At 65.0% G+C, this 26764-nt stretch carries 32 protein-coding genes and 1 tRNA gene; 22 read left to right on the top strand and 11 right to left on the bottom strand.

Annotated elements, in window-relative coordinates; genetic code table 11:
* Positions 1 to 28: 28 nt before the first annotated feature.
* Positions 29 to 1162, bottom strand: coding sequence for a citrate synthase/methylcitrate synthase (locus tag AC27GT_RS10775; protein ID WP_038031374.1), 1134 nt, complete (start codon positions 1160 to 1162; stop codon positions 29 to 31).
* Positions 1163 to 1243: 81 nt separating this feature from the next.
* The gene (locus tag AC27GT_RS10770; protein WP_487224149.1) at positions 1244 to 2389 is read right to left on the bottom strand and encodes a class I SAM-dependent rRNA methyltransferase; all 1146 of its coding nucleotides are present in this window, start codon (positions 2387 to 2389) and stop codon (positions 1244 to 1246) included.
* Between the two features lie 33 nt (positions 2390 to 2422).
* Here AC27GT_RS10770 and sppA point away from each other — a divergent pair, with 33 nt between their 5' ends.
* The 3 genes from sppA (at position 2423) to AC27GT_RS10755 (ending at position 4215) form a co-directional block, all read left to right on the top strand.
* Positions 2423 to 3355: a signal peptide peptidase SppA gene (gene sppA / locus AC27GT_RS10765; RefSeq protein WP_487224148.1), complete on the top strand. Its 933-nt coding sequence runs from the start codon at positions 2423 to 2425 to the stop codon at positions 3353 to 3355.
* Positions 3349 to 3786: an RDD family protein gene (locus tag AC27GT_RS10760; RefSeq protein ID WP_487224147.1), complete on the top strand. Its 438-nt coding sequence runs from the start codon at positions 3349 to 3351 to the stop codon at positions 3784 to 3786. The genes sppA and AC27GT_RS10760 overlap by 7 nt, the downstream gene beginning before the upstream one ends.
* Before the next feature lie 117 nt (positions 3787 to 3903).
* Positions 3904 to 4215: a hypothetical protein gene (locus AC27GT_RS10755; protein ID WP_487224146.1), complete on the top strand. Its 312-nt coding sequence runs from the start codon at positions 3904 to 3906 to the stop codon at positions 4213 to 4215.
* A 38-nt stretch (positions 4216 to 4253) separates the two neighbouring features.
* Here AC27GT_RS10755 and AC27GT_RS10750 read toward each other — a convergent pair whose 3' ends face one another.
* On the bottom strand, positions 4254 to 4655 hold the full coding sequence (locus AC27GT_RS10750; protein WP_015716540.1) for a metal-sulfur cluster assembly factor: 402 nt from the start codon (positions 4653 to 4655) through the stop codon (positions 4254 to 4256).
* Between the two features lie 232 nt (positions 4656 to 4887).
* On the opposite strand from AC27GT_RS10750, the gene AC27GT_RS10745 reads away from it, so the two are divergent.
* Positions 4888 to 5583, top strand: coding sequence for a TerC family protein (locus AC27GT_RS10745; protein WP_038031402.1), 696 nt, complete (start codon positions 4888 to 4890; stop codon positions 5581 to 5583).
* 1 nt (position 5584) lies between these two features.
* Positions 5585 to 6115 (top strand): DedA family protein, encoded by a 531-nt coding sequence (locus tag AC27GT_RS10740; protein ID WP_038031362.1) that lies wholly within the window; start codon positions 5585 to 5587, stop codon positions 6113 to 6115.
* Here AC27GT_RS10740 and AC27GT_RS10735 read toward each other — a convergent pair.
* Positions 6112 to 6414 carry a P-II family nitrogen regulator gene (locus AC27GT_RS10735; RefSeq protein WP_038031360.1) on the bottom strand — a complete coding sequence of 101 codons (303 nt, stop codon included), beginning with the start codon at positions 6412 to 6414 and terminating at the stop codon, positions 6112 to 6114. The two genes, AC27GT_RS10740 and AC27GT_RS10735, sit on opposite strands and share 4 nt — an antisense overlap.
* Positions 6415 to 6417: 3 nt before the next feature.
* Positions 6418 to 7374 carry a sodium-dependent bicarbonate transport family permease gene (locus AC27GT_RS10730; RefSeq protein ID WP_038031359.1) on the bottom strand — a complete coding sequence of 319 codons (957 nt, stop codon included), beginning with the start codon at positions 7372 to 7374 and terminating at the stop codon, positions 6418 to 6420.
* A gap of 47 nt (positions 7375 to 7421) precedes the next feature.
* Between AC27GT_RS10730 and purE the strand changes: the two genes are divergently transcribed.
* The 4 genes from purE (at position 7422) to AC27GT_RS10710 (ending at position 11388) form a co-directional block, all read left to right on the top strand.
* Positions 7422 to 7916, top strand: a complete 495-nt coding sequence (gene purE / locus AC27GT_RS10725) for a 5-(carboxyamino)imidazole ribonucleotide mutase (RefSeq protein ID WP_038031357.1) — start codon at positions 7422 to 7424, stop codon at positions 7914 to 7916.
* Entirely contained in the window at positions 7913 to 9016 is a 1104-nt protein-coding gene (locus tag AC27GT_RS10720) for a 5-(carboxyamino)imidazole ribonucleotide synthase (protein ID WP_487224145.1), read from the top strand. Before purE ends, AC27GT_RS10720 begins: the two co-directional genes overlap by 4 nt.
* Positions 9017 to 9054: 38 nt before the next feature.
* On the top strand, positions 9055 to 10191 hold the full coding sequence (locus AC27GT_RS10715; protein WP_487224144.1) for a phenylacetate--CoA ligase family protein: 1137 nt from the start codon (positions 9055 to 9057) through the stop codon (positions 10189 to 10191).
* A 270-nt stretch (positions 10192 to 10461) separates the two neighbouring features.
* Positions 10462 to 11388, top strand: a complete 927-nt coding sequence (locus tag AC27GT_RS10710; RefSeq protein ID WP_487224143.1) for a carbohydrate kinase family protein — start codon at positions 10462 to 10464, stop codon at positions 11386 to 11388.
* On the opposite strand, the gene hisH is transcribed toward AC27GT_RS10710, so the two are convergent.
* The 4 genes from hisH to AC27GT_RS10690 are packed head-to-tail and all read right to left on the bottom strand — an operon-like array spanning position 11353 to position 14531.
* Complete coding sequence (gene hisH / locus AC27GT_RS10705; protein WP_487224142.1) at positions 11353 to 11949, bottom strand: imidazole glycerol phosphate synthase subunit HisH; 597 nt, start codon at positions 11947 to 11949, stop codon at positions 11353 to 11355. The genes AC27GT_RS10710 and hisH overlap by 36 nt on opposite strands.
* Positions 11950 to 11952: 3 nt before the next feature.
* A complete protein-coding gene (gene hisB / locus AC27GT_RS10700; RefSeq protein WP_487224141.1) occupies positions 11953 to 12537 on the bottom strand; it encodes an imidazoleglycerol-phosphate dehydratase HisB in 585 nt (194 codons plus the stop codon).
* Complete coding sequence (locus tag AC27GT_RS10695) at positions 12530 to 13582, bottom strand: pyridoxal phosphate-dependent aminotransferase (protein WP_487224140.1); 1053 nt, start codon at positions 13580 to 13582, stop codon at positions 12530 to 12532. Before AC27GT_RS10695 ends, hisB begins: the two co-directional genes overlap by 8 nt.
* A gap of 13 nt (positions 13583 to 13595) precedes the next feature.
* Positions 13596 to 14531, bottom strand: coding sequence for a thiamine-phosphate kinase (locus tag AC27GT_RS10690; protein WP_487224139.1), 936 nt, complete (start codon positions 14529 to 14531; stop codon positions 13596 to 13598).
* 27 nt (positions 14532 to 14558) lie between these two features.
* Between AC27GT_RS10690 and AC27GT_RS10685 the strand changes: the two genes are divergently transcribed.
* From AC27GT_RS10685 to AC27GT_RS10670, 4 genes are all read left to right on the top strand, one after another.
* Positions 14559 to 15275: a 2-phosphosulfolactate phosphatase gene (locus tag AC27GT_RS10685; protein WP_487224138.1), complete on the top strand. Its 717-nt coding sequence runs from the start codon at positions 14559 to 14561 to the stop codon at positions 15273 to 15275.
* Positions 15263 to 15967: a WecB/TagA/CpsF family glycosyltransferase gene (locus AC27GT_RS10680; protein WP_487224137.1), complete on the top strand. Its 705-nt coding sequence runs from the start codon at positions 15263 to 15265 to the stop codon at positions 15965 to 15967. Before AC27GT_RS10685 ends, AC27GT_RS10680 begins: the two co-directional genes overlap by 13 nt.
* 9 nt (positions 15968 to 15976) lie before the next feature.
* Positions 15977 to 17872, top strand: coding sequence for a hypothetical protein (locus AC27GT_RS10675; protein WP_487224136.1), 1896 nt, complete (start codon positions 15977 to 15979; stop codon positions 17870 to 17872).
* Positions 17873 to 18100: 228 nt separating this feature from the next.
* Complete coding sequence (locus AC27GT_RS10670) at positions 18101 to 19210, top strand: motility-associated ABC transporter substrate-binding family protein (RefSeq protein WP_487224135.1); 1110 nt, start codon at positions 18101 to 18103, stop codon at positions 19208 to 19210.
* Positions 19211 to 19253: 43 nt separating this feature from the next.
* On the opposite strand, the gene AC27GT_RS10665 is transcribed toward AC27GT_RS10670, so the two are convergent.
* Both AC27GT_RS10665 and AC27GT_RS10660 read right to left on the bottom strand, forming a co-directional pair.
* Positions 19254 to 19329: transfer RNA gene (locus tag AC27GT_RS10665), tRNA-Ala, on the bottom strand.
* A 37-nt stretch (positions 19330 to 19366) separates the two neighbouring features.
* Positions 19367 to 19711, bottom strand: coding sequence for a hypothetical protein (locus tag AC27GT_RS10660; RefSeq protein WP_487224152.1), 345 nt, complete (start codon positions 19709 to 19711; stop codon positions 19367 to 19369).
* A gap of 80 nt (positions 19712 to 19791) precedes the next feature.
* Between AC27GT_RS10660 and AC27GT_RS10655 the strand changes: the two genes are divergently transcribed.
* The 9 genes from AC27GT_RS10655 to nuoF all read left to right on the top strand — a co-directional run bounded on the left by AC27GT_RS10655 (position 19792) and on the right by nuoF (position 26764).
* On the top strand, positions 19792 to 20436 hold the full coding sequence (locus AC27GT_RS10655; RefSeq protein WP_487224134.1) for a Rad52/Rad22 family DNA repair protein: 645 nt from the start codon (positions 19792 to 19794) through the stop codon (positions 20434 to 20436).
* Positions 20433 to 21182 (top strand): metallophosphoesterase, encoded by a 750-nt coding sequence (locus AC27GT_RS10650; RefSeq protein ID WP_219760039.1) that lies wholly within the window; start codon positions 20433 to 20435, stop codon positions 21180 to 21182. The genes AC27GT_RS10655 and AC27GT_RS10650 overlap by 4 nt, the downstream gene beginning before the upstream one ends.
* A complete protein-coding gene (gene rsmA, locus AC27GT_RS10645; RefSeq protein WP_487224133.1) occupies positions 21172 to 21990 on the top strand; it encodes a 16S rRNA (adenine(1518)-N(6)/adenine(1519)-N(6))-dimethyltransferase RsmA in 819 nt (272 codons plus the stop codon). Before AC27GT_RS10650 ends, rsmA begins: the two co-directional genes overlap by 11 nt.
* Positions 21991 to 22158: 168 nt before the next feature.
* Positions 22159 to 22518, top strand: coding sequence for an NADH-quinone oxidoreductase subunit A (locus AC27GT_RS10640; protein WP_019551172.1), 360 nt, complete (start codon positions 22159 to 22161; stop codon positions 22516 to 22518).
* On the top strand, positions 22509 to 23054 hold the full coding sequence (locus tag AC27GT_RS10635) for a NuoB/complex I 20 kDa subunit family protein (RefSeq protein WP_487224132.1): 546 nt from the start codon (positions 22509 to 22511) through the stop codon (positions 23052 to 23054). The genes AC27GT_RS10640 and AC27GT_RS10635 overlap by 10 nt, the downstream gene beginning before the upstream one ends.
* 3 nt (positions 23055 to 23057) lie before the next feature.
* A complete protein-coding gene (locus tag AC27GT_RS10630; protein WP_126164536.1) occupies positions 23058 to 23678 on the top strand; it encodes an NADH-quinone oxidoreductase subunit C in 621 nt (206 codons plus the stop codon).
* Entirely contained in the window at positions 23675 to 24895 is a 1221-nt protein-coding gene (gene nuoD / locus AC27GT_RS10625) for an NADH dehydrogenase (quinone) subunit D (RefSeq protein ID WP_038071566.1), read from the top strand. The genes AC27GT_RS10630 and nuoD overlap by 4 nt, the downstream gene beginning before the upstream one ends.
* A gap of 13 nt (positions 24896 to 24908) precedes the next feature.
* Positions 24909 to 25454, top strand: a complete 546-nt coding sequence (gene nuoE, locus AC27GT_RS10620) for an NADH-quinone oxidoreductase subunit NuoE (RefSeq protein WP_038071562.1) — start codon at positions 24909 to 24911, stop codon at positions 25452 to 25454.
* Entirely contained in the window at positions 25451 to 26764 is a 1314-nt protein-coding gene (gene nuoF / locus AC27GT_RS10615) for an NADH-quinone oxidoreductase subunit NuoF (RefSeq protein ID WP_038071561.1), read from the top strand. The genes nuoE and nuoF overlap by 4 nt, the downstream gene beginning before the upstream one ends.

The raw sequence follows: 26764 nt of genomic DNA, 5'->3' as shown, positions 1-26764 counted from the left end.
TTACCCCGGCTTCCCCATAGCCTCTCTCCTAAGCCCGGGCCTCGAGGGGCACGTAGGGCACGTCCAACTCCCCGGTATACTTGGCATCCGGCCTGAGAAGGCGGTTATCCAGGGCCTTGTACTCCAGGATGTGCCCCACCCAACCGGAGATACGGGCCACGGCGAAGATGGGGGTGAAGAACTCCAGGCCAAACCCCAGGTCGGAGTAAACCACCCCGGAGTAGAAGTCCACGTTGGGGTAGATGCCCCTGGGGTTCAGGACCTTGCCCGCCTCCTCCTCCACGATCTTCAGGATCTGGTATTCGGTGGAATGCCCATGGGTTTCCGCCACGATGCGGGCCAGTTTTTCCAGTACCCCAGCCCTTGGGTCAAAGGCCTTGTAGACCCGGTGGCCCATGCCCATGATGCGCTCCTTCTTGGCCAGCTTCTCCCGCACCCACTCCCGCGCCCTTTCGGGGGTGCCGATCTCCCGGATCATCTTCATCACCGCCTCATTGGCTCCCCCGTGCCTGGGACCCTTGAGGGAAGCCACGGCGGCGGTGATGGCGGAGTAGAGGTCGGTTTCCGTGGAAAAGGCGGCGATGGCGGTAAAGGTGCTGGCGTTGAAGCCGTGCTCGGCGTGCAGAATAAGGGCAGCGTCCATGAGGCGCTCCTGCTCCTTGGAGGGTTCCACCCCGTTAGCCATGTACAAGAAGTTGGCGGCGTGGGAGAGATCCTCCCGGGGAGCCAGGGGCTCCTTCCCTTCCCTCAGGCGCTTGTTGGCGGCCACAATGGTGGCGAACTTGGCGATGAGGGAAAGCCCTTTTTGGTAGAGGGCCTCTTGGGAGATGTCCCCCTCGGTGGGGTCCAGCATCCCCAGCTCGGAAACCGCCGTGCGCAGGAAGCTCATGGGATGGGCCGAGAGGGGATAGCGGCGGAAGGATTCCAGGATATGCTCGGGCAAGGCCCGTCGCCTGGCCAGCTCCTTTTTGAACCCCTCGAGCTCCTCCCGTTTGGGAAGTCTCCCATGTAGCAGGAGAAAGGTGGTTTCCTCAAAGGTGCTCTTTTCCGCCAGCTCCTGGATGGGGATCCCGTAGTAGTAGAGGCGGCCCGCCTCCCCGTCGATGAAGCACATCCGGCTTTCCGTAAAGAGCACGCCTTCCAAACCCCTTGCCACTTCCATACGCTCCTCCTTTTTTCGCACCCCAAGGGTGCTTCCACGCCCATCATACCAGGGTGGCCTGACGCTGCTGGGTTGTAGCTGCTAGAGGGCATCCTCCTGCAGGATCAGGGTCTTGAGGTAAAGGCTTTCCGGCACGTGCAGGCTCCAGGGATGGTCTTTGGGCTGGTAGGTGAGGCCGTGCACCCTCAGGCGCATCCCCCGGTCGGCGGCCGCCCGCCGGGCCACTTCCAGAAGGTCCTCCGCCTTGAGGTAATAGCTGCAGGTGGAAAGCCAGAGGTACCCCTCGGGCGCAAGAAGGCGCAAGGCTTCCCGCAAAAGGTCCACCAGGTGCCGCTTCATGGGGGGAATCTCCTCTGGGCGCTTCACCAGGGTAGGAGGGTCCAGGAGGATGTGATCGAAAAGCCCTTGAAGGCCTCTAAGCACCTCCAAGGCCTCCCCCTGGCGGATGTCCACCTTTAAGCCCATCCTCAAGGCCACCTGGTCCAGGATGGCCAGGGCCTCGAGGTCCTTGTCCACCGCCAGGGCATGGGCTCCTTTCCGCGCGGCCCTCAAGGCGAAGCCCCCCACGTAGCTAAAGACATCCAAGACCCTTTCCCCAGGGCGCACCATGCCCTCAAAGAGGCGGCGGTTCTCCCGCTGGTCCAGGTAAAACCCCGTCTTCTGGGCTAGGGCCAAGGGGATGGGGAAAACCAGGCCATCCTCCTCCACCGCCAAAACCTCGGGCACCTCCCCGTAAACCGCCCCCACCCTCTCGGGAAGCCCTTCCTGCCTCCTGGCCTCCACGTCGCTCCGCTCGTAAACCCCCTTGGGGCCCACTGCCTCCAGGAGGGCGGGAAACCAGACCTCCCTTAAAGCCTCCATCCCCCGGGTGCGCACTTGGAGAACCAGAACCTCTCCAAAACGGTCCACCACCAGGCCGGGGAGGCCATCCGCCTCTCCATGTACCAGGCGGTAGCTTTGGCCCATTCCCTCCCTCTTGCGCAAGGCCCGCTCAAAGCGGGCTAGAAAAAAAGCCCGATCCAAAGGGCCGGGGTCAAAGCGATAAGCCCGGAACGGGATGCGGGAGCCCGGGTCCAGGTAGCCCACCGCCAAAAAACTGCCATCGGCGGCCACTGCCTCCGCCACCCCTGCCTGCTTGGGCATCTCCTCCAGCTCGTCCCGGTAGAGATTAGGGTAGAAGTTTCGAACCTTCTTTTCCTTTCCCGGCTTGACCACCACCCTCAGCACGGGCTCAGCATACCCTTGTGCTATTTTGGAACCATGAATCGAAAACGCTGGCTGGCCCTTCTCCTCTTCGTGGCGGTGGCCCTTCTCGTGGTGGGCCTGGGGCGCCTCATCCAGCCCCGGGAAACCGACCATCCCTGGCGGGAAGCCACCCTGTACGGCCGGGGCGAAAAAGTCGTCCTCCTGGAGGTGGTGGGCAGCATCCCCATGGGGAAGGACCTCGAGGACCTCCTCTCCAAGATCCGCCAGGCCCGGGAGGATCCGGGCATCCGGGCCGCGGTTCTCTTCGTGGATAGCCCTGGGGGTAGCGTCACGGAAACCGAGGCCATCCACCGCGCCCTGAAGGGCCTGGCCCGGGAAAAGCCCCTGGTGGCTGCCTTCGGCACCGTGGCCGCCAGCGGCGGCTACTACGTGGCCACCGCCGCCCGCGAGATCTTCACCCCGGCCACCGCCATCACCGGCTCCATCGGGGTCATCGCCACCCTTCCCCAGGTCCAGGGTTTACTGGCCAAGCTGGGCGTTCAAGTGGAGGTCCTCAAGGAAGGCCGGCTCAAGGATATGGGCTCCGGCCTCCGGCCCCTCACCCCGGAGGAGCGAACCCTCATCCAGGGCTACATGCGTGAGGCGTACGAGCTTTTCGTGGCCAGGGTTGCGGAGGGAAGGCACCTTCCTAAGGACAAAGTGCGGCAACTGGCCGATGGCCGCATCTACTCGGGAACCCAGGCCATCGCCCTCGGGCTTGCGGACCAGGAAGGCTACCTGGAAGACGCCGCCAAGCGGGCCGCGGAGCTGGCCGGCCTGGAGGAGTTCCGCCTGGTGCGCTATGTGAAACCTAAAGGACTGCTGGACGGACTTCTGGGCGAGGAGTTTCCCCTGGGCCTTTCCTCGGAAACCGAGCAGCTAGTTTCCCTGCTCGGCCAGAACCGGTTTCGCCTCGAGTACCGCTACCTGGGAGGAGGGTTATGGTGATCGCTAGCCCCTGGCGCAGGCTCGTGGCCTCCCTTATCGACGGTCTCATCCTGGTTCCCCTGAGCTTCCTCCTGATGGCCCTGGCCGGGATAAACCCCCTGGCGCAAACCACCACCTTCGTCCAGGACCTCCTCTTCAACTGGATACCCAGCTGGGCCTACTACGTGATCTTCACCGCATTGTATGGGGCAACCCCAGGAAAAATGGCCCTGGGCCTCAAGGTGGTCCGCACGGACGGCCAGCCTGTGGACTGGCTCACCGCCTTTATGCGGGAGGTGGTAGGCAAGACCCTTTCCACCCTGCCCCTCCTCCTTGGCTACCTCTGGGCTTTCTTCCACCCTAAGCGCCAGGCCTGGCATGACCTCATCGCCGACACCCTGGTGGTGCGCTCAGGCCCAGCCAGTGCCAGATCCGAAGAGGGAGCCCCGTAAACCGGGCAGGGCTCCAGAACCCCCCCACCCCTCTGGATCCATCCCCGAAACAAGGGGAAAGGTGGGGTAGAGCTTTCCGTCCGACGGAAAACAGGCAAGGGGCTACGCTGAGGATGTATGGATAGGCTTACGGATGTTGCGGCGGGCCTTTTCCTCTATGCCCTCATGGCAGGGAAGGACAGGGAGGAAGCCCTTGCCATCGCTCTCTCCGACCCTCCCTCTCACCTCGAGGCAAGCCTCCTTGCCCTATTTGCCCAAGCCCATGGCGTGAACGGGAAGAATCTGGACGAAATAGAAGAGTATGCCATGAGGTTCCGAACCGGAAGCCCACTTCCACGGGAAATCTCCCCGATATCGCCCGAGGAACTGAGAGCCTTCTACCTGGAAACCTGGGGAGTGGACCCCATGCAGGAAGAAAACGAGGCTTGAAACCATGCGAGGCCCACTATACCACCCAGCTGAGCCCCCTACACATTGAACCCGAACATGCGCATCATGCGCTTGCCTTCCTCGGTCATTCTGGCAGGGGTCCAGGGAGGAGTCCAAACGAACTCCACATTCACCCCCTGCACCCCGGGAAGGCGCATCACCGCCATTTCCGCATCCGCCTTCACCATGTCCTGGGCGGGACAGCCGATGGCGGTGAGGGTCATGGTGAGGTCCACCACCCCGTTTTCGTGGATCTCCACATCGTAGACCAGCCCCAGGTCCACGATGTTCACGGGGATTTCCGGGTCGTAGACCACCTTCAAGGCCTCGAGGACCTGCTCCTTGGTGGGCAGACCCTCTTTGCCCCCCGCCTGGTTCGCATTCCCTTCCTGCAAGCCAGCCTGCCCCTCCGGCAAACCCTCGCGGTGCCTCTCGTCCATGCTTTACAGGATACCCCTTCCCCCAGCATCCCGCCCACCCGGCCTCACCATTCCCCAAAAGCTTCCTGGTCCTGGCCAAACCGCCACGGGTGTGGCACAATGTCTTCCGGTTGGGGAGTAGCCCCAAGGCCAGCCTTCCGTCAAGACGGGCACGGGCCCCGGGAGGCTGGGGGCGGAAAGCCCGGGCAAGACCACCGCTTAAGCGGTGGTCTTTATCTTTTGGGAGGTGAGCATGGAAACCAGTGTCCTCTCGGTGATCCTAATCCTGGTGGCCCTCGAGGTCATCCTGTCCGCCGACAACGCCCTGATCCTGGGGGTCATCGTCCAAAGGCTACCCGTTCACCTCAGGCGTAGGGCCCTCTTCTACGGCATCCTGGGAGCGTACGTGCTCAGGGGCCTCGCCCTTCTTTTCGCCGCCTTGGTCATCAAGCTCTGGTGGGTCCAGGTGCTGGGCGCTGCTTACCTGCTTTACGTGGCCTTGAAGCACTTCCTCAGGGCGGAGGGAGCCCATGCAGCCCCGCCATTGGAGGTGAGCGCCGCCCAGTTTTGGAAAACGGTGGCCCAGGTGGAACTCATGGACCTGGCCTTCGCCGTGGACTCGGTTCTGGTGGCCGTGGCCCTTTCCGATAAACTCTGGGTCATCTACACCGGGGTCTTCCTGGGCATCCTGGCCCTCAGGATGCTGGCCAGTCTGGTGGTCACCCTCCTGGACCGCTACCCTCGCTTCAAGCACCTGGCCTACGTGGTGGTGGGGCTTGCGGGGGTGAAGCTCCTGGTGGGCGGCTGGGACAAGCTCACCAAGGAGGTTCTCCACCGCCCCGAGCTGGCCGTGGGATTGGACAAGGAAGCCTTCAGCCTCCTCATCCTGGCGGTGCTCCTTCTGGGAAGCCTCTGGGCCTTGCGCAAGCCCGCGGCCCAACCCTCATAGGATGAGCCTCTGGACCTACTTTCTCCCGGCCCTTCTCCTCTTTTTGGAGGTGGGGTTCCCCTTCGGCCTTCTCGTGCCCGGAGGGGACACCCTCCTCCTGGCCTTGGGAGCCCTGGCCGGGGAGGGAAGGCTAAGCCTCTTCCCCCTCCTTCCCCTCCTCTTCCTGGGAAGCTACCTGGGACACGCGGTGGGGTACGGCCTGGGGCGGATCCTGGGCCAAAGACTCCTCGAGCGCTTTCCCGAGCACCTAAGGGAGCGGGCCATCAAGCTCCTAAGCCGTTTCGGCCCCTCGGCCCTCCTCCTTGCCCCTTTTGTGCCGGGCATGCGCACGGCGGTGCCCTTCTTGCTTGGGACCTTGGGCTTTCCCTGGCTGCCCTACCTGCTCCTAGCCGCCTTGGGAAGCCTCCTCTGGACCCAGGGGCTCGTCCTCTTCGCCTACTTCCTGGGGGAAAGGCTTCCCGCCTGGCTCCTCTGGCCTATCCTGCTCCTCCTCGCCCTTCTTCCTCTTCTGCGCCGAAAGCCCAAAGCCTAGATGTACTTCTCCCCCCGCACCACCCAGACGTTCTCCACATAGGCGATCACGGCGTAATGGGGAAAGTAGGCCTCCTGCAAGCGGGCCAGGATCCTGAGGGCCACTTCTTCGGGAACGATGGTTTCCAGGCGGATGTTCTGGCCCTCCCAGTCCAGGCTGCGCATGCCCCGGGAACCCTCTCCCCTGGCGGGCACGGTGGTGTACCCCTTGGCCCCCAGGCGCTTGATCTCCTCCACCAGCTTCTTCTCCAGGATGCTTTCCGCCACGATGGTGACCAGCTTCAAAGGCACCAGGTCCATGCTTCACCCCCCCATCCATTGAGCCAAGGTGTGGTAGATGGGAATACCCAGAACCAGGTTAAAGGGAAAGGTTACCGCCAGGCTTGCCGCCAGATACAGGCTGGGGTTGGCCTCGGGCAGGGCGATGCGCACGGCAGCGGGAGCAGCGATGTAGCTGCTGCTAGCTGCCATGGCCCCCAAGACGGTGGCCCCGCCCACGGAAAACCCCACCAGGTGCCCCACATAGACCCCCACGGCTCCGTGAAAGAGGGGAAGGAGGGTTCCGTAGAGGATCAGACGGAAGCCCACCTGCCTTAAGGTGGCGAACCTCGTGGCCGCCACCATCCCCAGGTCCATGAGGAAAAGGGTGAGGGCCCCGTAGAAGGGATCCGCAAAAAAGGGCTTTACCCGTTCCATCCCCGCCTCGCCGGAAAGGGCCCCGATGAGAAGCCCACCCACCAGGAGGACCACGCTCTTCCCGGTGAGGACCTCCTGGAAGGCCTCCCCCAGGTTTCCACCCCCCCGCTTGGCCAAAAGCAGGGCCACCACGATGCCGGGCACCTCCAAAAGGGCCATCAGGGTGGGCAAAAACCCCTCGGGCCGGTGGCCCACTGCCTGGGCGAAGGTGAGGGCTGCCAGGAAGGTTACCGCGGAAACCGAGCCGTAATGAGCGGCCAGGGCCCCAGCATCCACCCGGCCCAGGACCAGAAAGCGGCGGGCCAGAAAATAACTGGAAAGGGGCCGGAAAAGCCCCAAACCCAGGGTGGCCAAGGCAGGAAGAAGCACGATAGTCAGGGGCGTTTTGGAAAGCTCCACCCCCCCTTTGAAGCCAATGGCGAAGAGCAGGTAGATGGAAAGCGCCGTGTACATGGCCTCAGGGAAGGCGAGGTCGCTTCTAAGAAGCCGGGCCGCCATCCCCAGGGCGAAGGCCAGGACCATGGGCGAAAAAAGGTTGAGCCGAAGGAGCTCCAAGGCATCCATGGCCTGCCTTTTACCACAGGCGGGAGGGCTTGGTACAATCCGGTACGATGCGGCCTTTGGTGGGCGTCATCATGGGCTCCAAGTCCGACTGGGAAACCCTCCGCCATGCGGCGGAAACCCTGGAAACCCTAGGCATCCCCTACGAGGTGCGGGTGGTCTCTGCCCACCGCACCCCGGACCTGATGGCGGACTACGCCAAGACCGCCAAGGAGCGGGGGCTTATGGTGATCATCGCCGGAGCTGGCGGAGCTGCCCACCTTCCCGGCATGACCGCCGCCCACACCCCTTTGCCCGTGCTGGGGGTGCCGGTGGAAAGCAAGGCCTTGAAGGGCCTGGATTCCCTTCTTTCCATCGTGCAGATGCCCGCCGGCATCCCCGTGGGAACCTTGGCCATCGGGAAAGCGGGAGCGGTGAACGCCGCTCTCCTGGCTGCCAGCATCGTAGGGCTCTCCTACCCTGAGGTGATGGAGCGCCTCGAGGCCTATCGCAAGGCCCAGACGGAGGCCGTCTTGGCCCACCCCGACCCCCGGGAGGAAGGATGAAGCTGGGCATCCTGGGCGGGGGCCAGCTGGGGAGGATGCTGGCCCTGGCGGGCTATCCCCTGGGGCTTTCCTTCCGCTTCCTGGACCCCTCCCCCGAGGCCTGCGCCGGGCAAGTGGGGGAGCTGGTGGTGGGGGATTTTCTGGACGAAGAAGCCCTCCGGCGCTTTGCTGAGGGGCTTGAGCTGGTCACCTATGAGTTCGAAAACGTGCCGGTGGAAGCCGCCCGGTTCCTTGAGGCAAGGCTTCCCGTCCTTCCCCCGCCCAAGGCCCTGGAGGTGGCTCAGGACCGCCTGGCGGAAAAGACCTTCATGCACAGCCTGGGGATACCCACCCCTCCCTTTCGCCGGGTGGATGGCCTCAGGGAGCTTAGGGAAGGCCTCGAGGCCCTGGGCTTCCCCGCCCTCCTCAAGACCCGCAGGGGCGGGTACGACGGCAAGGGCCAGGCCCTTCTCACCTCATGGGAGGAGGCGGAAAGGGCCTTCCACGCCCTGGGGGGAGGGGGATTGATCCTCGAGGGGTACGTTCCCTTCCAGCGGGAGCTTTCCATCCTGGGGGTGCGGAGCCGAACCGGGGAGATGGCCTTCTATCCCTTGGTGGAAAACCGCCACCAGGGGGGTATCCTGCGCCTCTCCCTGGCCCCGGCCCCAGGGGTTTCCCCCACCCTGCAGCAGAAGGCGGAAGCCTACGCCAGGAAGGCCATGGAGGCTTTGGGATACGTGGGCGTGCTGGCCCTGGAACTCTTCCAGGTGGGAGAGGAACTCCTCTTCAACGAGATGGCCCCCCGGGTTCACAACTCCGGCCACTGGACCCTCGAGGGCGCCGAAACCAGCCAGTTTGAAAACCACCTCCGGGCCCTTTTGGGCCTCCCCTTGGGAAGTACCCTCCCGCGGGGCCATAGCGCCATGGCCAACCTCATTGGGGTGAAGCCCAACTTCCCCCAGGTCCTCGCCCTTTCCGGAGCCCACCTGCACTGGTACGGCAAGGAGGTGCACCCGGGACGCAAGGTGGGGCATATCACCCTGCGGCGGGACACCTGGGAGGACTTGGCCCGGGACCTTCCCCATCTCCTCGCCTTGGCCCAGGCTCCCGAACCGGTATAATCCCGGTGTTCCCTGCGGGAGCGGGAAGGAGGTAGGCTATGGACCGGAACGCTCGGCTTAAAGAAGTGGTGCGCGCGGCCAAGGAACACCCCGTCTACCGGGAGAAGTTCAAGCAAGTCCACCCGGAGGAGGTCACCCTGGAAAACCTAGGGGAGCTTCCCCTCACCACCCGCGAGGAATGGGTGGCCTACCTTAAGGAAAACCCCAGGCCCCCAGAAGGGGCAAGCCTCATGCACCTGACCCCAAGCCCCCTCATGGGCTGGATGCCCGAGTACCTTTCCCAGGAGGACCTCCGTTACCAGACCGAGGCCCTGGCGGAACACTACCACAGGCTCGGCCTCACCGGCAAAAAGGTGCTGGTGGCCTTCAGCTACCACGTCTTCGCTGGGGGATGGCTCTTCCACCAGGCCCTCTGGCGGGCGGGGAACCTGGTCTTCCCCCACGGACCAGGAGAGGCCTCCCGCATCGCCGAAATCGGCCATACCTATGGCTTTGACGTGCTGGTCACCAATCCCTCCTTCGCCCTCAAGGTGGGCCAGGCGGGGGGGCGGTTTGCCCTCCTCCTGGCAGGGGGAGAGCCCTTCACCTCCGTCCCCGGCTTCCGGGAAAAGGTGGAAGCCCTTTTGGGATGCACCGCCCTGGACGCCTACGGCACCAGCGAGCTCGGGATCGTGGCCGGGGAAAGGCTTAGCAAGGACGGGCTATGGGAGATCCCGGAGATGGCGGTGTTGGAGGTCTTGGATCCCGAGACCCTGAAGCCTGTGCCCGACGGGGAAAAGGGGGAACTGGTGGTCACCGCCCTGAGCCGTACCCTCATGCCCATGGTGCGCTTCCGCACCGGGGACCTGGCCGTGGCCGAAAGGCGGGAAGGGCTCACCCTCCTGCCCCGGGGAGTCTTCGGCCGCACCGACCAGATGGTGAAGGTGAAGGGGGTAAAGCTCTACCCCACGGAACTCGCCCCCATCCTGGGCGGATTCGGCCTGGACCCTAGGGGCTTCCAGGTGGTGGTGGAAAGGAAGCTGGAGGGCACGGACAAGCTGGTTCTCCGGCTCAAGGCGGAGAAGGTGCCGGCAGGGCTTTTGGAGGCCATCACCAAGGCCACGGGCCTGAAGGTGGACGAGGTGGAGCTGGTGGGGGAGCTGGAAGGCGGCCTGGTGGTGGACCGTCGCTTCTAAACCACCCCACCTTAGCTTCCGCTAAGGTGGGGGCCCCGTAATGCCACCCCACCTGGGCAGGAGCCCAGGTGGGGACCCTGGTATATCCCTTCTCCAAGGGGTGTTCTCGGGCACCCACGGAGGGCGGTACGGCGAGAAAGAGTTCCAGGCCATCCTCGTGAGGCCACTTGTTATATTCTTCTCATAACCCCGGGGTATACTCCCCCCAAAGCAACGGGGCCCTTGCGTTATAGTAAGGGCAAACCCTGTGCCTTGTGGGAAGGAGGCAAGATGCGGTTTTTCGTGGTGGGCGACGTGTCCGTGGACCTGCTTTTCTTCGTGGAGCGCATACCGGAGCCGGGGGAGGAGGTTCCTTCCCGCCGTGCCCTGATGAAACCGGGGGGCGCCGGGGCCACCCTGGCAACGCAGCTTTCCAGTCTGGGCCACCGGGTCTACCTGGCTGGCCGGGTGGGGCAGGATCCCTTCGCCGAGCTGGCCCTTTCCCGGGTGCGGGAGGTGGGGGTCGACCTGAGGCACCTTCAGGAGGACCCCGACCACACCACCAGCTCCGTGCTGATCCTTTTGGTGCCAGGGGGGGAAAGGGCCATGGTGAGCGCCGAGGGGGCAAGCCGTTACCTGGATCCCTCCCTCTTCAAGCCCCGCTTCCTGGACCAGGCGGACGCCGTGGTCCTCTCCGCCTACGCCCTGGTGGGAGGCCCTAGCCGGAGCTATGCGGTGGAGGTCCTCGAGGCCGCCAGGAAGCGGAAGATGCCCATCTTCGCCGACTTGGGAACCGGGGCGGTACGGGCAGCGGGCAGGGAGCTTTTAAGGTACCTACGGGGTGTAAACTGGCTTCTCATGAACCAAACGGAGCTTCTGGCCCTGACGGAGGCCTCCTCCCTTTCCGAGGGGGTGGCCCGCCTCCGGGAAGAGGGCTTCCACCACCTGGCCATCAAGGTGGGGGCCATGGGTTCCATCGTGGTCACCCCGGAAGGGGAGGAGCTCATCGAACCCTTCCCCGTGGAGGACATCGTGGATTCCACGGGATCCGGGGACGCCTATACCGCTACCTTCGCCCACGCCATCCTGAGCGGGAAAAGCCCCCTGGAGGCGGGCAGGCTGGCCAACCTGGCCGGGGCCTTGGCCGCCACCGCCATCGGCGCCCAGGGCAGGCTCATCCGGCTAGAGGACCTGGAAGTAGCGGTGGGCCAGGGCTAAAAAGGCCAGGCCCGCCTTCCCGCTCTTTTCCGGGTGGAACTGGGGGGCCAGGAGGTTTTCCTTGGCCAGCAAGGCGGTGAAGGGGGTGCCCTCGTACTCCCCCCGGCCCAGGGAGTAAGGAGTAAGGGGGCCGTAGTAGGAGTTGGCGAAGTAGAAGTGGCGCTCCGAAACCTCCTGGAAAGCGCCTGCGAAGCGCACCCGGTTCCACCCCATCTGGGGCACGCGGCCCTGGGTAAAGCGCCTCACCACCCCCTCCACCAGGCCCAGCCCCCTGACCCCCGGGGCTTCCTCGCTTTCCTGGTACAGGACCTGCATGCCCACGCAGATGCCCAAGAAGGGAAGGCCTCTTTCCAGGTGGGCCAGGACCCGGTCCACGAACCCGCTATTCCGGAAGGCCTGCATCACCTGGCCAAAGTGGCCCTGGCCGGGAAGGACCAGGAGGCTGGCCTCGAGGTGTGCCCGGGGGTCCGAGGAGACGGTGACCTCAAAGCCCGCAACCTCCAACGCCTTGGCAGCACTTCGGAGGTTCCCCGAACCGTAGTCGATGAGCAGGGCCTTCATGCCCTAGAGCACCCCCTTGGTGCTGGGAAGCTCCTCCCCCGTGATCCGGGTCGCCCGGTGTAGGGCCCGGGCCAGGGCCTTGAAGCTGGCCTCCACCACATGGTGCGCCTCCCTGCCGGAAAGAAGCCGAAGGTGCAGGGTGAGGCGGCCGTGGTTAACGAGCCCCCTTAGGAACTCCCGGAGGTGGTAGTGGTTCACCCCACCCGCCTCCCCCACCACGGGCCACTCCTCCGGACGGTACTCCAGGTGGGGCCTTCCCGAGAGGTCCAAGACGCAAAGCACCAGGGTTTCGTCCATGGGGGCAAAGGCCTCGGCGTAGCGTTCCACGCCCCTTCCCTCCCCCAAAGCCTCCCTTAAGGCCTGGCCCAGGGTGATGCCCACATCCTCCACCAAGTGGTGCACGTCCACCTCGAGGTCCCCTTTGGCCTCCACCTCCAGGAGAAAACGCCCGTGGCGCTGGAGCTGGAGGAGCATATGGTCCAGGAAGGGAAGGCTCGTGACCACCTTACCCCCAGGGGGTCCATCCAAGCCCAGGCGCACCCGCACCCAGGTTTCTGCGGTCGCCCGTTCCACGGAAGCCTCACGCATAGGCCACCTCAAAGGCCGCCTTCAAAAAGGCGTCCATCTCCTCCTTGGAGCCCACCGTGACCCGGATGCACCCTGAAAGGCCTGGGTAGTGGTCCTGCCTTCGCACCAGTATCCCCTGGGCGAGAAGGTGGCGGAAGGCCTCCTCGGCATCCGGGGTCCGCACCAACAGGAAGTTGGTGTGGCTCCTATAGGGCTGCCAGGTGGGATGGCCCCTAAGCCTCGCATAAACCCGCTCCCGCTCAGCCCGCACCTGGGCCGCCACCGCCTCCACGTAGCCGGGGTTTTCCAGGACCACCTCCAGAATGGTCCCGGTGTGGGCGGGAAGGACAAAGGGAGGAAGCACCTCGCGGACAAGGGCGGCCACCTCCGGCGAGGCCAACAAATAACCCGCCCTCACCCCTCCCAGGGAGAAGGCCTTGGAAAAGGTGCGCAAGAAGGCCACATGGGGGTTTCCCCGCCCCAAGGGGCTAAAGTCCGTGCCCGCAAACTCCCGGTAGGCCTCGTCCACCACCAGTAGCCCCTCCACCTCCTTGGCCCTCTCGGCCAAGGCCCAAAGGGCTTCCTCGGGGAAAAGGGTCCCCGTGGGGGCGTGGGGGTTGGGAAGGAAGAAGACCCCGCCCTGGAAGGCGGAAAGAAGCTCCTCCAAAGGGAAAGCGAATCCTTCCTCCCTTGCCTCCAGGGGTATGGCCCGGTAAGGGGTTCCCGTCACCCGGGCGGCATGGGCGTAGTGGGGAAAGGAGGGGCTTACATCCAAAACCTCCGCCGCCGCCACCGCCAGGGCCATGATGAGGAGGTTGGAACCCGGTGCCAGGACGATGCCCTCCTCCGGCCATCCCACCCGGGCGGCAAGCCTTTGCCGCAGGGCCTCGGCGTGGATCTCCGGGTACCGGTTCCAGGGAAGGTGGGCCAGGCGCCGCAGGGCCTCCGCCTTCAGGGCCTGGGGAAGGTCAAAAGGGCTTTCGTTCTGGTCCAGCTTCACCGGGGCCTCCACCTTCTTGTAGGGATAGGGGGAGATACCCCGGAGGTGCGCCTTAAAGGCCCGCATGGGTCAAGTATAGCTAGAAGTGGGCGTAACCCCGCCGCTTTACGGGTGCGCCCAGGAAGTACACCCCCTCCCCCTCGGACACCTGTCCGGCGCGAAAAAGGGGAAGCCCCGCCTCCTCCGCTCGGGCCAGGACCTGGGCCTCCTGCTCCGGGGGAACCGCCAGCACCGCCTCAAACTCCTCTCCCCCGTAAAGGACCAGCTCATGGGCTAGGGCCTCATCCCCGGCGAAGGCCAGCACATCGGGGTAAAGGGGAAGGGCCTCGAGGTCCACCCGCACCCCCTGTTCGGAAAGTTGCCAAAGGGTTTCCGCCAGACCATCCGAGGAGTCTAAGCCACCCCGGAGGAGGCCCTTGAGGCTTAAGAGTTCCAGCCGGGGCAAAGGGTAGAAGGCCGCCTCCCGGATCTTCGGATATGCCCCCAGGTCCCGGGCCTGGTAGTGGGCCTGTATGGCCGCCCCCGTCCTGCCCCAGCGGTCCCCGGCCAGGTAGAGGAGGTCCCCTGGAAGGGCCCTCCGGGGTAAGGGAACCTCCGCCTGGGCGAAGCCGGAAACGGTGAGGGCCACCTCCTCGCCGGCGTTGGTGTCCCCCCCAAGGAGCACGGCTCCAAGCCGCCCTGCCGCCTCCGCCGCACCCTTGACCAGCTCAAGGGCAAAGTCCTCCTCCAAATCCGGGGGCAGAAAAAGCCCTAGGGTAAAGCCCAGGGGCCTTCCCATCTTGCAAAGAAGGTCGGAAGCCGTGGCCGCCACCCCCCGGAAGCCCACCTCAAAGGGCCCCATCCCCAGGAGGGCCACTTCCCGGTAGAGAAAGCCATCCGTCTTCAAAAGCCAGGCTACCTCCCCCACCCAAACCCCCCCGGCATCATCCCCGGGAGGCAGGGGAGCCCCTGGGGGATAGCCGATGGGGGCAAGCTTCCCAAGAAGCGCCCGCTCGCCCAAGTCCTTAAGCCGCATACGCCCAGGCTAGGGTATCATGGCGGGGTGTGCCGGGTTGACCTTTGCCTTACGCCGGCCCGCGGCCCCCTGGTCCTGGTGGAGGTCCTCCCCGCAGGGAGCCTCCTCACCCAGCTCCTGGCCCAAGGAGCCTTGGAGGTCTGGGTAGCCCCAGGGCCCAAGGTGGCCCGCCTTCTGGCCCAGGAACTGGGACAAGGGGTCCTTCTCCTGGGCGAGGTGGAAGGCTTCCCTCCCGAGGGCTTCCACGGCCGGCTTTCCCTGATGGACTTGGAAAGCACCCCTGTGGCGGGGAAAAAGGCCATCCTGGTGGCTCCCCTCCTTAACGCCAGCCTCCTGCCCGGGGAGGAGGAGGTGTACGTGGCGGGGTTTCGCAACGCCAAAGCAGTCCTGGAACCCCTTCGCGGCTTAAAGGGGCTGGTGCTCCGACCCTCCGGGGCCCCGGAGCCCCTGCTCTCGGCGGTGGTGGCGGCCGGCTTCTTGCAGAAGCGCCTCTCCCCCGATGGCCCCACCACCCTGGCCACCGCCCTCCTCAAGGCCTTCCCTGATCCCCAGGAGGCCCTCTTCCAAAGCCCGGAGGGCCAGGCCCTTCACAAGGAGGGGCGCACGGAGGAGCTGGCGCGGGCAAGCCTCATCGGGGTGGATCCCGTGGTACCCAGGCTTGCCGGGGTGCGCTTCTTCCCCAAGGTGGAGTTCGGCCTGACCCAGGACCGCTACGCCCAGAGGTTTGTGGCATGGAACGGGTAGAACTCTTGGGCCTTCCCCTGGACCCTGTGGGAATGGAGGAAGCCCTGGCCCGAATCCAGGGCTTCCTAAAGGAGGAAGGCACCCACCAGGTGGTCACCCTGAACCCGGAGATCGCCGTGCGGGCCCAGGAGGACCAGGCCCTCAGGCAAGCCATCCTCGAGGCGGAGCTGGTAACCCCGGATGGGGTGGGCATCCTCTGGGCTGCCAAAAGGCTTTTGGGCCTGGAACTTAAGGAGCGGGTCACCGGGGTGGACCTCACCCTGACCCTTCTAAGCCGCTTCTCCGGTATCCGGGTCTACCTCCTGGGGGGCAGGCCCGGGGTGGCGGAGCGGGCGGCCCTCGAGGCCAGGCGGCTCGGGGCGGAGGTGGTAGGGTACCACCACGGCTACTTCCAGGAGGAGGAAGGGGTGGTGGAGGAGATCCGGCAAAAGGCCCCGGACCTCCTCCTGGTGGGCATGGGGGAAAGGCAGGAAACCTTCATCCACCGGCACAAGGCCCACCTGAAGGCCAAGGTAGCCATGGGGGTGGGGGGCACCCTGGACGTGCTGGCCGGCGAGGCCCGACGCCCCCCGGCCTGGGCGCAGAGGCTCGGCCTGGAGTGGCTTCTCCGGGTGGGCCTGGACCCCAAGCGTTGGAAAAGGGCCCCCAGGCTTTTCCGCTTCGCTTATATGGTTCTCAAGGAAAGGCGCTAGAATGCGTCCATGGTGACCCCAAGGCGCTTCCTCGCCCTTCTCCTTCTCCTGGGGCTCGGCCTGGCCCAAGGGCTGGTCCTGCCCTTTGAAGGCCCCCAGGGCTTCCGCCTGGCCCAGGCCTTCGCCCAAGGCCTCAAGGCCCCTCCCCCCACCCTTCTGGCCCTTCTCCTTCCCGACCTGCCCTGGCGGAGCAGCTACGACCTGACGGGAGGGCTTTACACCCGGGCGGGGGCCCGGCTGGCCCAGGCGGCCACGGGGGCCGAATGGGTCCTCCTGGGCAAACAGGAGGAAGGGGGCCTAAGGCTCTTCCTGGCCCGGAAGGATGGGGTCAAGGAGGGGCGGTTCGCCACCCCGGACCTAGCCTGGCTCTGGCTCCAAGGGGAGGGACTGGCTCAAAAGTTCAGTCCCCTACCCCACCCCTCCCTCTCCGAGGAGGAGCTCAGGGCCCTGGCCCACGGGGAAAACCCCGATCCCCTCCATCAATCCGCCCTGGACCTCAAGGAGGGGCGGGGAAGCGGGCTTTTAGAGGGGATTCTTCCGGAAAGGCTCCTCCTTCTCTGGCAAGGGAAGCTCCCCCCCGCCTACCAGGCCTTCGCCCTCCTCTCCCAGGGCAAGCGGGAGGAAGCCCTCAAGCTGGCGGAAACCCTACTGAAGGGGGATGTCCTGGAAAAGACCGCCGCAGAACTGGTCTTTAGGACCCTCGAGGACCCCCGCTGGAAGGAAGCGGCCCGCACCCTGGCCCAAGCCTTCCCCGAACTGCCCCTGGCGTGGGAAGAGGTGAGCTTCGCCGCCTTCGCCGACGAAAAAGGAGAGGAAGCCAGGGATGCCCTGCTAAAGGCCATCCGGCTCAGGCCGGATTACTGGCTTTACTGGACCAACCTGGGCTGGGCCTACTACCTCACGGGGGATCTCCCCAGGGCCATCCTGGCCTCAAAGCGGGCGGTGGAGCTCATGCCCAACGCCACCGCCTACTACAACCTGGGCCTGTTCAAGGCTATCTACGGGGACTTCCTGGGGGCCAAGGCCGCCTACGACCGGGCCCTGAGGCTGGACCAGGGGGAGGACTTCCCCGAGGCCCTAAAGGACCTGGAGGGGCGAACTGAGCCCCTGGCCCTTTTCTTCCAGGCCTACTTGGCGGAACGGGTAGGGCTTCCGGCCAAGGGGCTTTACCAAGCCTTTCTGGAAACCCATCCCCGGCATCCCCTGGCCCAGGCGGCAAGGAGGAGCCTGCATCAGGAAGAGGGAAGGCTTGCTCTGGAGGTGAAAAAGCTTGCCCTGATCCCCGGGGACCTGGAGGCCAGGCCCTTCCACGCTGGGGAAGCAGTCTTCCCCGAGGTCAAGCTCACGGGAAGCCCCTACCTTCCCCGGCACGAGCTGCAAACCCTCCTCTACAAAGAAGGTGCCCTGGTGGCCCAGGAGAAGAAGCCCTTGGGCTTCCCTCCCCTCACCGCCGCCCTCGAGGAGGTGGCCCCTGCGGTCAGCCTCCCCGAGCCAGGGAGGTACGTGCTGGAGGTACGCTACGGCGAGGCCCAGGCCCTCATCCCCCTCGAGGTGGGTCCCGAAAGCCTGGCCCGGAAGCTTTATGCCCTGGGCCTCGAGGTGCGGGACCTTTCCGGGAACCTCCTCCTCACCCCCAGGGAAACCCTGGGTCCGGATGGGGACCGGCTCCTTCTGGAAAGGACCCTGGAGGCTCTCAAGGAGGCTGCCCCTCTGGCCACCAGCGCCCGGCTCACCGCCCCCCTCCCCCAGGGTCCCTATGCGGGAAAGAGCGTCCAGGAACTGCTGAAGAACCCCACCTTGGAAATGGTCCGCTCCTTCTTCCAAAAGGTGGTGGAAGCCCCAGAGCTCCTGGCGGATAACGACGTGGTGAACGCCCTGGTGAACTGGCTCTTAGAAAGCCGGTAACGTTGTAACGGCCCTGTAACGCTGGGTCGGGTTTACCCTAATCCTGGTCTCATTGGACCGGATTGGAGGCGTATTCGTATGGGCATTTCTCGGCATTGGCGTTTGGGTATTGTGGCGTTGGTGGCGGCGTTGGGCGCTTGTTCCAGCCCCCAGGGGGTCAAGCCCAACATGGCGGTTCCAGGACCACGGGACGACGCCGGGGGCGACCCCGCACAGGCTTGTGGAAAAGTGACGGAGACCCCTCTGGGCCAGGTGGGTACCCTCTTGGTGTGGAACACCCAGGACACCCTCTTCGTGCGGCTTTCCGGGGTTTCGCCCTGGCAACTTACGGAAAGCCATGCCTACGCGGGCACTTCCGCTCCCGGCAACTGGTGGGACTTCCCCGCCCAGGCGGTACACGATCCCTACGTGGGCACCTTCACCTACGCCTTCGCCCTGGCCGACCTAGGGGCCAACCCCGGGGACAGCCTGCACGTGGCCGGCCACGCCTTCCTCATGACCCCAAGCTACAACTTCAACGAGGCCCAGGGGCACGTGGAGTTCGTCGTGAACCGGTGCGGCACCACCCCCCCACCCCCGGGCAAGGACATCGTGGTCTTCAACGACATCAACCCCTTCGACAACACCGGTATGGCCAACGATAACAACAAGCTCATGGTGAAGAACCTCGTCAACTACACCACCTCCGGCCCCCGGGGAACCGGCACCAAGGTCCTCTTTGACCGCGGGAGGGATTCGGTCTGCGGCGGCACCGGGGAGTGCAACGACAGTAACCTCTCCACCATGCGGAGCATCATCGCTGGGGAAGGGTTTGCCATAGAGGAACTGGGATCCACCGCAGGCTCCATCACCGCCCTCCCCGCAGACGTCAAGGTCATCTTCCTCTGGAACCCCAGGCAGACCTTCACCAACGGGGAGATCAACGTGTTCAAGCAGTTCGCCTCCGAGGGCGGGCGGGTGGTCTTCATCGGGGAGTGGCAGGGCTACTACGACGCCATCACCCTGGAGAACGACTTCCTGGGCAAGATGGGAGCGGTGATGACCAACACCGGCCAGGCAGTGGACTGCGGTTACAACACCCTGCCCCAGGCCTCCTTGCGCCCCCACCAGATCACCCAGGGCATGACCGACGTGACCATCGCCTGCTCCTCGGTGCTGGTGCCCGGCCCCAACGACTATCCTCTCTACTACGATTCCAGCAACACCAAGGTGCTCTCCGCCGTGGCCACCATTGACCCAACCCCCTTACCCCTGGGCTTCGTCCAGCCCGCCCGGGTTACCATGGCCCCCCAGGGCCTTCATCCCCTCTTGAACCCGAGCTCGGCCACCGGCTACTAGGAAGCGCCAAGCAAAAACCTCCCGCCCAGGCGGGAGGTTTTTCTGGTGGAGCCGACGGGACTCGAACCCGTGACCTCCTGAGTGCGATTCAGGCGCGCTCCCAGCTGCGCCACGGCCCCACGCGCCCTATATGGTAGCGGGGGGCTTTGGCCTTGTCTAGTCCCCTTCCTTAAGCCGCACCTCCACCCGGCCCTTCTTGTCCTTCACGGAAAGCTTGGCCTTGGCCTTACCCTTCTTGTACTCCGCTTTCCACTCGTCCTTCTTCACCTCGTACTTGACCCGCACCCAGCCCCGGCGGCGGAGGTCCTCGTCGTGGTAGCGGAAGATGGCCTCCGCCTGGGAGTAGCGGTAAACCACCACGAGCCCTTGGGGCTCCGGGAGGCGCTCCACCACCACCGCCTGGGGGAAAAGGTTAAAGGAGAGGGTGGCGGTGATGCGGAGTTCCATGGAGCCGGAGGGATTCACCTCGAGGGCCCAGGCCAGAACCAGCAAGGGTAGCATCCCGAATATCCTGCGCATGGCCTTAGCCTAACCCATCCTTTCCCCTAACCCCTGAGGGTGGCCTAAAGTACACTTTAGCTATGGACGAAGTCTGGCAAAAACTCTCCGAACCCTTCCCCCCCGGCGAGGTGCAGTGGCGCATCGAGGCCCTCTCCCGGGATAAAAAACGCGCCCTGGTGGTTCCCTATGTGGATGCCCGCACCGTTTTGGACCGGCTGGACCGGGTGGTGGGCCCCGAGGGGTGGCAGGACGCCTACGAGGTGCTGGCCGACGCCGAACGTGCGGTGAGGGATGAGCAGGGGGAGCGGCGGGAACGCCTGGTGGAGGTGAAGTGCCGCCTCACAGTCCTGGGGGTGACCAAGGAGGACGTGGGGGAAGGGGATTCCCTGAAGGCGGCCTTCTCTGATGCCTTGAAGAGGGCTGCGGTGAAGTTCGGGGTGGGCCGGTACCTCTACCGCCTCGAGAAACAGTGGGTGGACTACGACCCGGAAAAGGGGCGCTTCACCCCACCCAAGCTGCCCGAACCCTCCCCTGGCGAGGAGGAGGGCCTCGAGGAGGAAAAGCCCGAGGCCTACCGGCTCATCGACCAGCTTCTGGAAAGGCTCAAGGAAAAGGGCCTGGGCAAGGAGGCCGCCAAAATCGTTACCAGGTACGGCGGCTACGGCAAAACCCCCGAGGAAACCAAGCGGCTTTACGGGGAGCTCAGGGCCCTGCTTAAGGGATGAGAATCGTCGCCGTCGGGGACCTTCACGCCAACTTCCCCGCCCTTTGGCGGATCCTCAAGGCAGAAGGCCTGGCGGATGCCGGGCTTAAGCCCACTGAGGAGCTCCTTTCGGGGAAGACCCACCTGGTCCTCCTGGGAGACTTGGTCCACCCCAAGACCCCCAGGGACTACGAACGCCTGACGGGGCTTAGCCCCTTCGACCCCCTGGACCCAAACCACCTGCGCCTGGCGGCAGGGGCTCAGATTCGGGAGCTCTTCCGGCTAAAGGCCTTTCAGGAAGCAGCCCAGGGGCAGGTGACCATCCTCCTGGGCAACCACGACGAGGCGGCGCTGAGGGGAGAACCCATCCTGGGAAACCAGCACCTCAAGCACCTGGAGTTCCATCCCGAGCACGGGGGGCGCCCCCTTCCCGAGGCCCTAAGGAGCTGGATAGCGGGCTTCCCCCGGGAGGTGGTCTTCCACGGGGTGCACTTCGCCCACGTGGGGCCTGTGCCCTGGCTCCAGGAGTACGACGAGCTCTTCTACGCCCAAAGCGAGCCCAAAACCTGGTGGTTCCGCACCCCCGACTACGTGGAGCGGATGGGCTACCGCTACGGCGTGTACGGCCATGTGCCCATGAAGGAGGGCATCCTGCTAAAGGAACGCTTCGCCCTCATCGACGCCCTGGACCTGGGGGAGTACCTGGAGCTTTTCCCGGAGGAAGAGCCCCTGCACCCCGTGGTCAAGCGCCTGAGCCATGCTCAATAACCTCACCTCCCCCAAGGGAATACGGGAACTCCTGAAACGCCACGGGCTTTTCGCCGACAAGCGCCTGGGGCAAAACTTTCTGGTTTCGGAAGCTCATCTAAGGCGCATCGTGGAGGCGGCCAAACCCTTCACCGGCCCCGTCTACGAGGTGGGGCCTGGCCTTGGGGTCCTCACCCGGGCCCTGGCGGAGGCGGGAGCCCAGGTCACGGCCATCGAAAAGGACCTGCGGCTCAAGCCCGTGCTGGAGGAAACCCTGAAGGGCCTTCCCGTCCATTTGGTCTTCGCCGATGCCCTCGCCTACCCCTGGGAAGAGGTGCCGGAAAATAGCCTTCTGGTGGCCAATCTCCCCTACAACATCGCCACCCCCTTGGTCACCCGCCTCCTCAGGACCGGGCGGTTTGCCCGCCTGGTCTTTCTGGTGCAGAAGGAGGTGGCCGAACGCATGGTGGCCCGGCCCAATACCCCTTCCTACGGCCTCCTCTCCCTGCGGGTGGCCTACCACGCCCAGGCGGAGAAGCTCTTCGACCTGCCCCCCGGGGCCTTCTTTCCCCCTCCCAAGGTGGTGAGCAGCCTGGTGCGCCTCACCCCCAGGAAGGTGCCGGACGACCCTGCCCTTTTCCAGCTCCTCGAGGCCGCCTTCTCCAAGCGGCGCAAGACCCTGAAAAACGCCCTCACCGCCGCCGGGTACCCCAAGGAGGAGGTGGAGGAGGCCCTCAGGAGCCTGGGTCTTCCCCCGGATATTCGGGCGGAGGCCCTGGACCTATCCCATTTCCAGAGGCTCAAGGACCTTCTCTACACCAGGGTGTAATGTCTTAGCAGCCGATAATCAAATGGCTTACACCGATTAGCCTCCCCTTCGGTGTAGTCCACCCCTATTGTCCCGCACCTGGGGTGATAAGATGGGCGGGAACTGAGGTGGGGGCCTCGAGGGTTTTGGGCCCTCACCTCGTGAAGAGATGCACGAAAGGAGGGGACCTTGGCGCCGATCGCGGAGTACGTGAGCATCCTGATCTATCTGGGAGTGGCCCTTTTCATCGGGGTGGCGGCCCTGGTGGTGGGGGCCCTCCTGGGTCCCAAGAAACCGGGGAAGGCCAAGCTGATGCCCTACGAGTCGGGGAACGACCCGGCGGGGGAGGTTAAGCGCTTCCCCGTCCACTTCTACGTGGTGGCCATGCTGTTCATCCTCTTTGACGTGGAGGTGGCCTTCCTCTGGCCCTATGCGGTGAGCGCAGGCACGCTCGGCCTGTACGGCTTCCTGGGCGTGGCGGCCTTCACCCTGCTCCTCTTCGTGGGCTTCCTCTACGAGTGGTGGAAGGGGGTGATGCGGTGGCACTGAAGGACCTCTTTGAGCGGGACGTGCAGGAGCTGGAGCGGGAAGGCATCCTCTTTACCACCCTGGAGAAGCTGGTGGCCTGGGGGCGCTCCAATTCCCTATGGCCCGCCACCTTCGGCCTGGCCTGCTGCGCCATCGAGATGATGGCCTCCACCGACGCCAGAAACGACCTGGCCCGCTTCGGGAGCGAGGTCTTCCGGGCAAGCCCCCGCCAGGCGGACGTGATGATCGTGGCGGGCCGGCTTTCCAAGAAGATGGCCCCTGTCATGCGACGGGTCTGGGAGCAGATGCCCGACCCCAAGTGGGTGATCTCCATGGGGGCCTGCGCCAGCTCAGGGGGGATGTTCAACAACTACGCCATCGTACAGAACGTGGACGCGGTGGTGCCGGTGGACGTGTACGTGCCCGGCTGCCCCCCGCGCCCCGAGGCCCTCATCTATGCGGTGATGCAGCTACAGAAAAAGGTGCGGGGCCAGGCGGTCAACGAGCGGGGCGAGAGGCTTCCCCCCGTGGCCGCCTGGAAGCGCGCCAGGGGGTGAGGTATGCGGCTCAATAGGGTGCTGGAAGAAGCCCGGGCCAAGGGCTACACCATAGAGGACAACGGCCTCGGCAACCTCTGGGTGGTGATGCCCAGGGAGGCCTTCAAGGAGGAGATGGTCCACTACAAGGCCCTGGGCTTTAACTACCTGGCGGACATCGTGGGCCTGGACTACCTGGAATACCCCGACCCCCGCCCGGAGCGCTTCGCCGTGGTCTACGAGCTGGTCTCCCTTCCCGGGTGGCAGGACGGGGACGGAAGCCGGTTCTTCGTCCGGGTCTACGTGCCGGAGAAGGACCCCAGGCTTCCCACCGTCACCGACCTCTGGGGAAGCGCCAACTTTTTGGAGCGGGAGGTTTACGACCTCTTTGGGATCGTCTTTGAAGGCCACCCGGATTTGCGCAAGATCCTGACCCCGGAGGACCTCGAGGGCCACCCCCTGCGCAAGGACTTCCCCCTGGGGGAAACCCCCACCCTCTTCCGCGAGGGGCGCTTCATCGTGCCCAGCGAGTTCCGGGCCTCCCTTACCGGGAAGAACCCCGGCCTCACCCTATACCGGGGCGGTAGCCGCAAGGGGTACCGGGCCCTTTGGGCCGATCTCATGAAGGCCAAGGAGGTCAAATGAAGGACTACCTGGACCTGGACCCAAGGGTGGCGGAGGAGCCCAAGGAACTCCGCACGGAGGTCATGACCCTGAACGTGGGACCCCAGCACCCCTCCACCCACGGGGTGCTGCGAGTGGTGGTGACCCTATCGGGCGAAGAGGTCCTGGACCTGGTTCCCCACATCGGCTACCTCCACACCGGGTTTGAGAAGAACATGGAGTACCGGACGTATACGCAGGTGATCACGTATACGCCCCGGATGGACTACCTCCACTCCTTCGCCCACGACCTGGCCTACGCCCTGGCGGTGGAGAAGCTGGTGGGGGCAGTGGTACCCCCAAGGGCCGAAACCATCCGCATCATCCTGAACGAGCTTTCCCGCCTGGCCAGCCACCTGGTCTTCCTGGGCACCGGGCTGCTGGACCTCGGGGCCCTTACCCCCTTCTTCTACGCCTTCCGGGAGCGGGAAACCATCCTGGACCTCTTCGAGTGGGTAACGGGCCAGCGCTTCCACCACAACTACATCCGCATCGGCGGGGTCAAGGAGGACCTCCCCGAGGAGTTCGTGCCCGAGCTTAAAAAGCTTTTGCAGGTCCTGCCCCACCGCATCGACGAGTACGAGGCCCTCTTTGCGGAAAGCCCCATCTTCTACGAGCGGGCCCGGGGCGTGGGGGTCATCCCCCCCGAGGTGGCCATCAACCTGGGCCTCACCGGAGGTTCCTTAAGGGCCAGCGGGGTGAACTACGACGTGCGCAAGGCCTACCCCTATGCGGGCTACGACACCTACCAGTTTGATGTGCCCTTGGGGGAGCACGGGGACGTGTTCGACCGCATGATCATCCGCATCCGGGAGATGCGGGAGTCGGTGAAGATCATCCAGCAGGCCCTGGAGAGGCTGGAACCAGGGCCGGTGCGGGACCCCAACCCCCAGATCACCCCGCCTCCCAGGCACCTTTTGGAAACCTCCATGGAGGCGGTCATCTACCACTTCAAGCACTACACCGAGGGCTTCCATCCCCCCAAGGGGGAGGTGTACGTGCCCACGGAATCCGCCAGGGGCGAGCTGGGCTACTACATCGTTTCCGATGGGGGCAGCATGCCCTACCGGGTCAAGGTGCGGGCCCCAAGCTTCGTGAACCTGCAAAGCCTCCCCTACGCCTGCAAGGGGGAGCAGGTGCCCGACATGGTGGCCATCATCGCCAGCCTGGATCCCGTCATGGGCGACGTGGACCGATAGGAGGGAAGGGAAGATGGGGTTTTTTGACGACAAGCAAGACTTCCTGGAGGAAACCTTCGCCAAGTATCCACCGGAGGGGCGACGCTCCGCCATCATGCCCCTCTTAAGGCGGGTGCAGCAGGAGGAGGGCTGGATCCGCCCGGAGCGGATAGAGGAGATCGCCCGGCTGGTGGGCACCACGGCCACAGAGGTCATGGGGGTGGCGAGCTTCTACTCCTACTACCAGTTCGTACCCACAGGGCGCTATCACCTTCAGGTGTGCGCCACCTTAAGCTGCAAGCTGGCCGGGGCCGACGAGCTTTGGGATTACCTCACGGAAACCCTGGGCATCGGCCCGGGGGAGGTAACCCCGGATGGCCTTTTCAGCGTGCAGAAGGTGGAGTGCCTGGGAAGCTGCCACACGGCCCCCGTGGTGCAGGTGAACGACGAACCCTATGTGGAATGCGTGACCCGGGCGAGGCTTGAGGCGCTTCTGGAGGGCCTCAAGGCGGGCAAGCGCCTCGAGGAGATCGAGCTTCCCGGCAAATGCGGGCACCACGTGCACGAGGTGGAGGTATGACCGGGCCCATCGTTTCCGGACGCGACCCCCGCTTTGAAAAAACCCTCTACGCCCACGTGGGCCAGGAGGGAAGCTGGACCCTGGACTACTACCTGAAACACGGGGGATACGAAACCGCCAAGCGGGTTCTAAAGGAGAAAACCCCGGAGGAGGTCATCGAGGAGGTGAAGCGCTCGGGGCTCAGGGGCCGGGGCGGGGCAGGCTTCCCCACGGGGGTGAAGTGGAGCTTCATGCCCAAGGATGGGAAGCAACACTACCTGATCTGCAACGCCGACGAGTCCGAGCCGGGTAGCTTCAAGGACCGGTACATCATGGAGGATGTTCCCCACCTGCTCCTCGAGGGCATGATCCTGGCAGGCTACGCCATAAGGGCCACGGTGGGGTACATCTACGTGCGGGGGGAGTACCGCAAGGCGGCGGACCGCCTGGAGGCCGCCATCCGGGAAGCCCGCGCCCGGGGCTACCTGGGGGAGAACCTCTTCGGCACGGATTTTTCCTTTAACGTGCACGTGCACCGGGGGGCCGGGGCCTACATCTGCGGGGAGGAAACCGCCCTCATGAACTCCCTGGAGGGCTTAAGGGCCAACCCCCGCCTGAAGCCTCCCTTCCCTGCCCAATCCGGCCTCTGGGGCAAGCCCACCACCATCAACAACGTGGAAACCCTGGCCTCGGTGGTGCCCATCCTGGAACGGGGGGCCGACTGGTTCGCCAGCATGGGCACCGAGCAGTCCAAAGGGATGAAGCTCTACCAGATCTCCGGCCCGGTTAGGCGGCCCGGGGTTTATGAGCTTCCCATGGGCACCACCTTCCGGGAACTCATCTACGACTGGGCGGGAGGGCCCCTGGAGCCCATCCAGGCCCTCATCCCCGGGGGATCCTCCACCCCGCCCTTGCCCTTTACCGATGAGGTCCTGGACACCCCCATGAGCTACGAGCACCTGCAGGCCCAGGGCTCCATGCTGGGCACCGGAGGCGTGATCCTCATCCCGGAGAGGGTCAGCATGGTGGACGCCATGTGGAACGTGACCCGCTTCTACGCCCACGAGTCCTGCGGCAAGTGCACCCCCTGCCGGGAGGGGGTGGCGGGCTTCATGGTGAACCTCTTCGCCAAGATCGGCTCCGGGGAGGGGGAGGAGAAGGACGTGGAAAACCTCGAGGCCCTTCTGCCCCTCATCGAGGGCCGGAGCTTCTGCCCCCTGGCGGATGCGGCGGTGTGGCCGGTGAAAGGCTCCTTGAAGCACTTTAAGGACCAGTACCTGGCCCTGGTGCGGGAAAAGAAGCCCGTGCCCAGGGTGAACCTCTGGAGGTGA

This window comes from Thermus sp. KWY1 (genome assembly GCF_057547025.1).
Note: the sequence above shows the minus strand (reverse complement) of the source record. Positions and strands in the feature narration are given on the sequence as shown.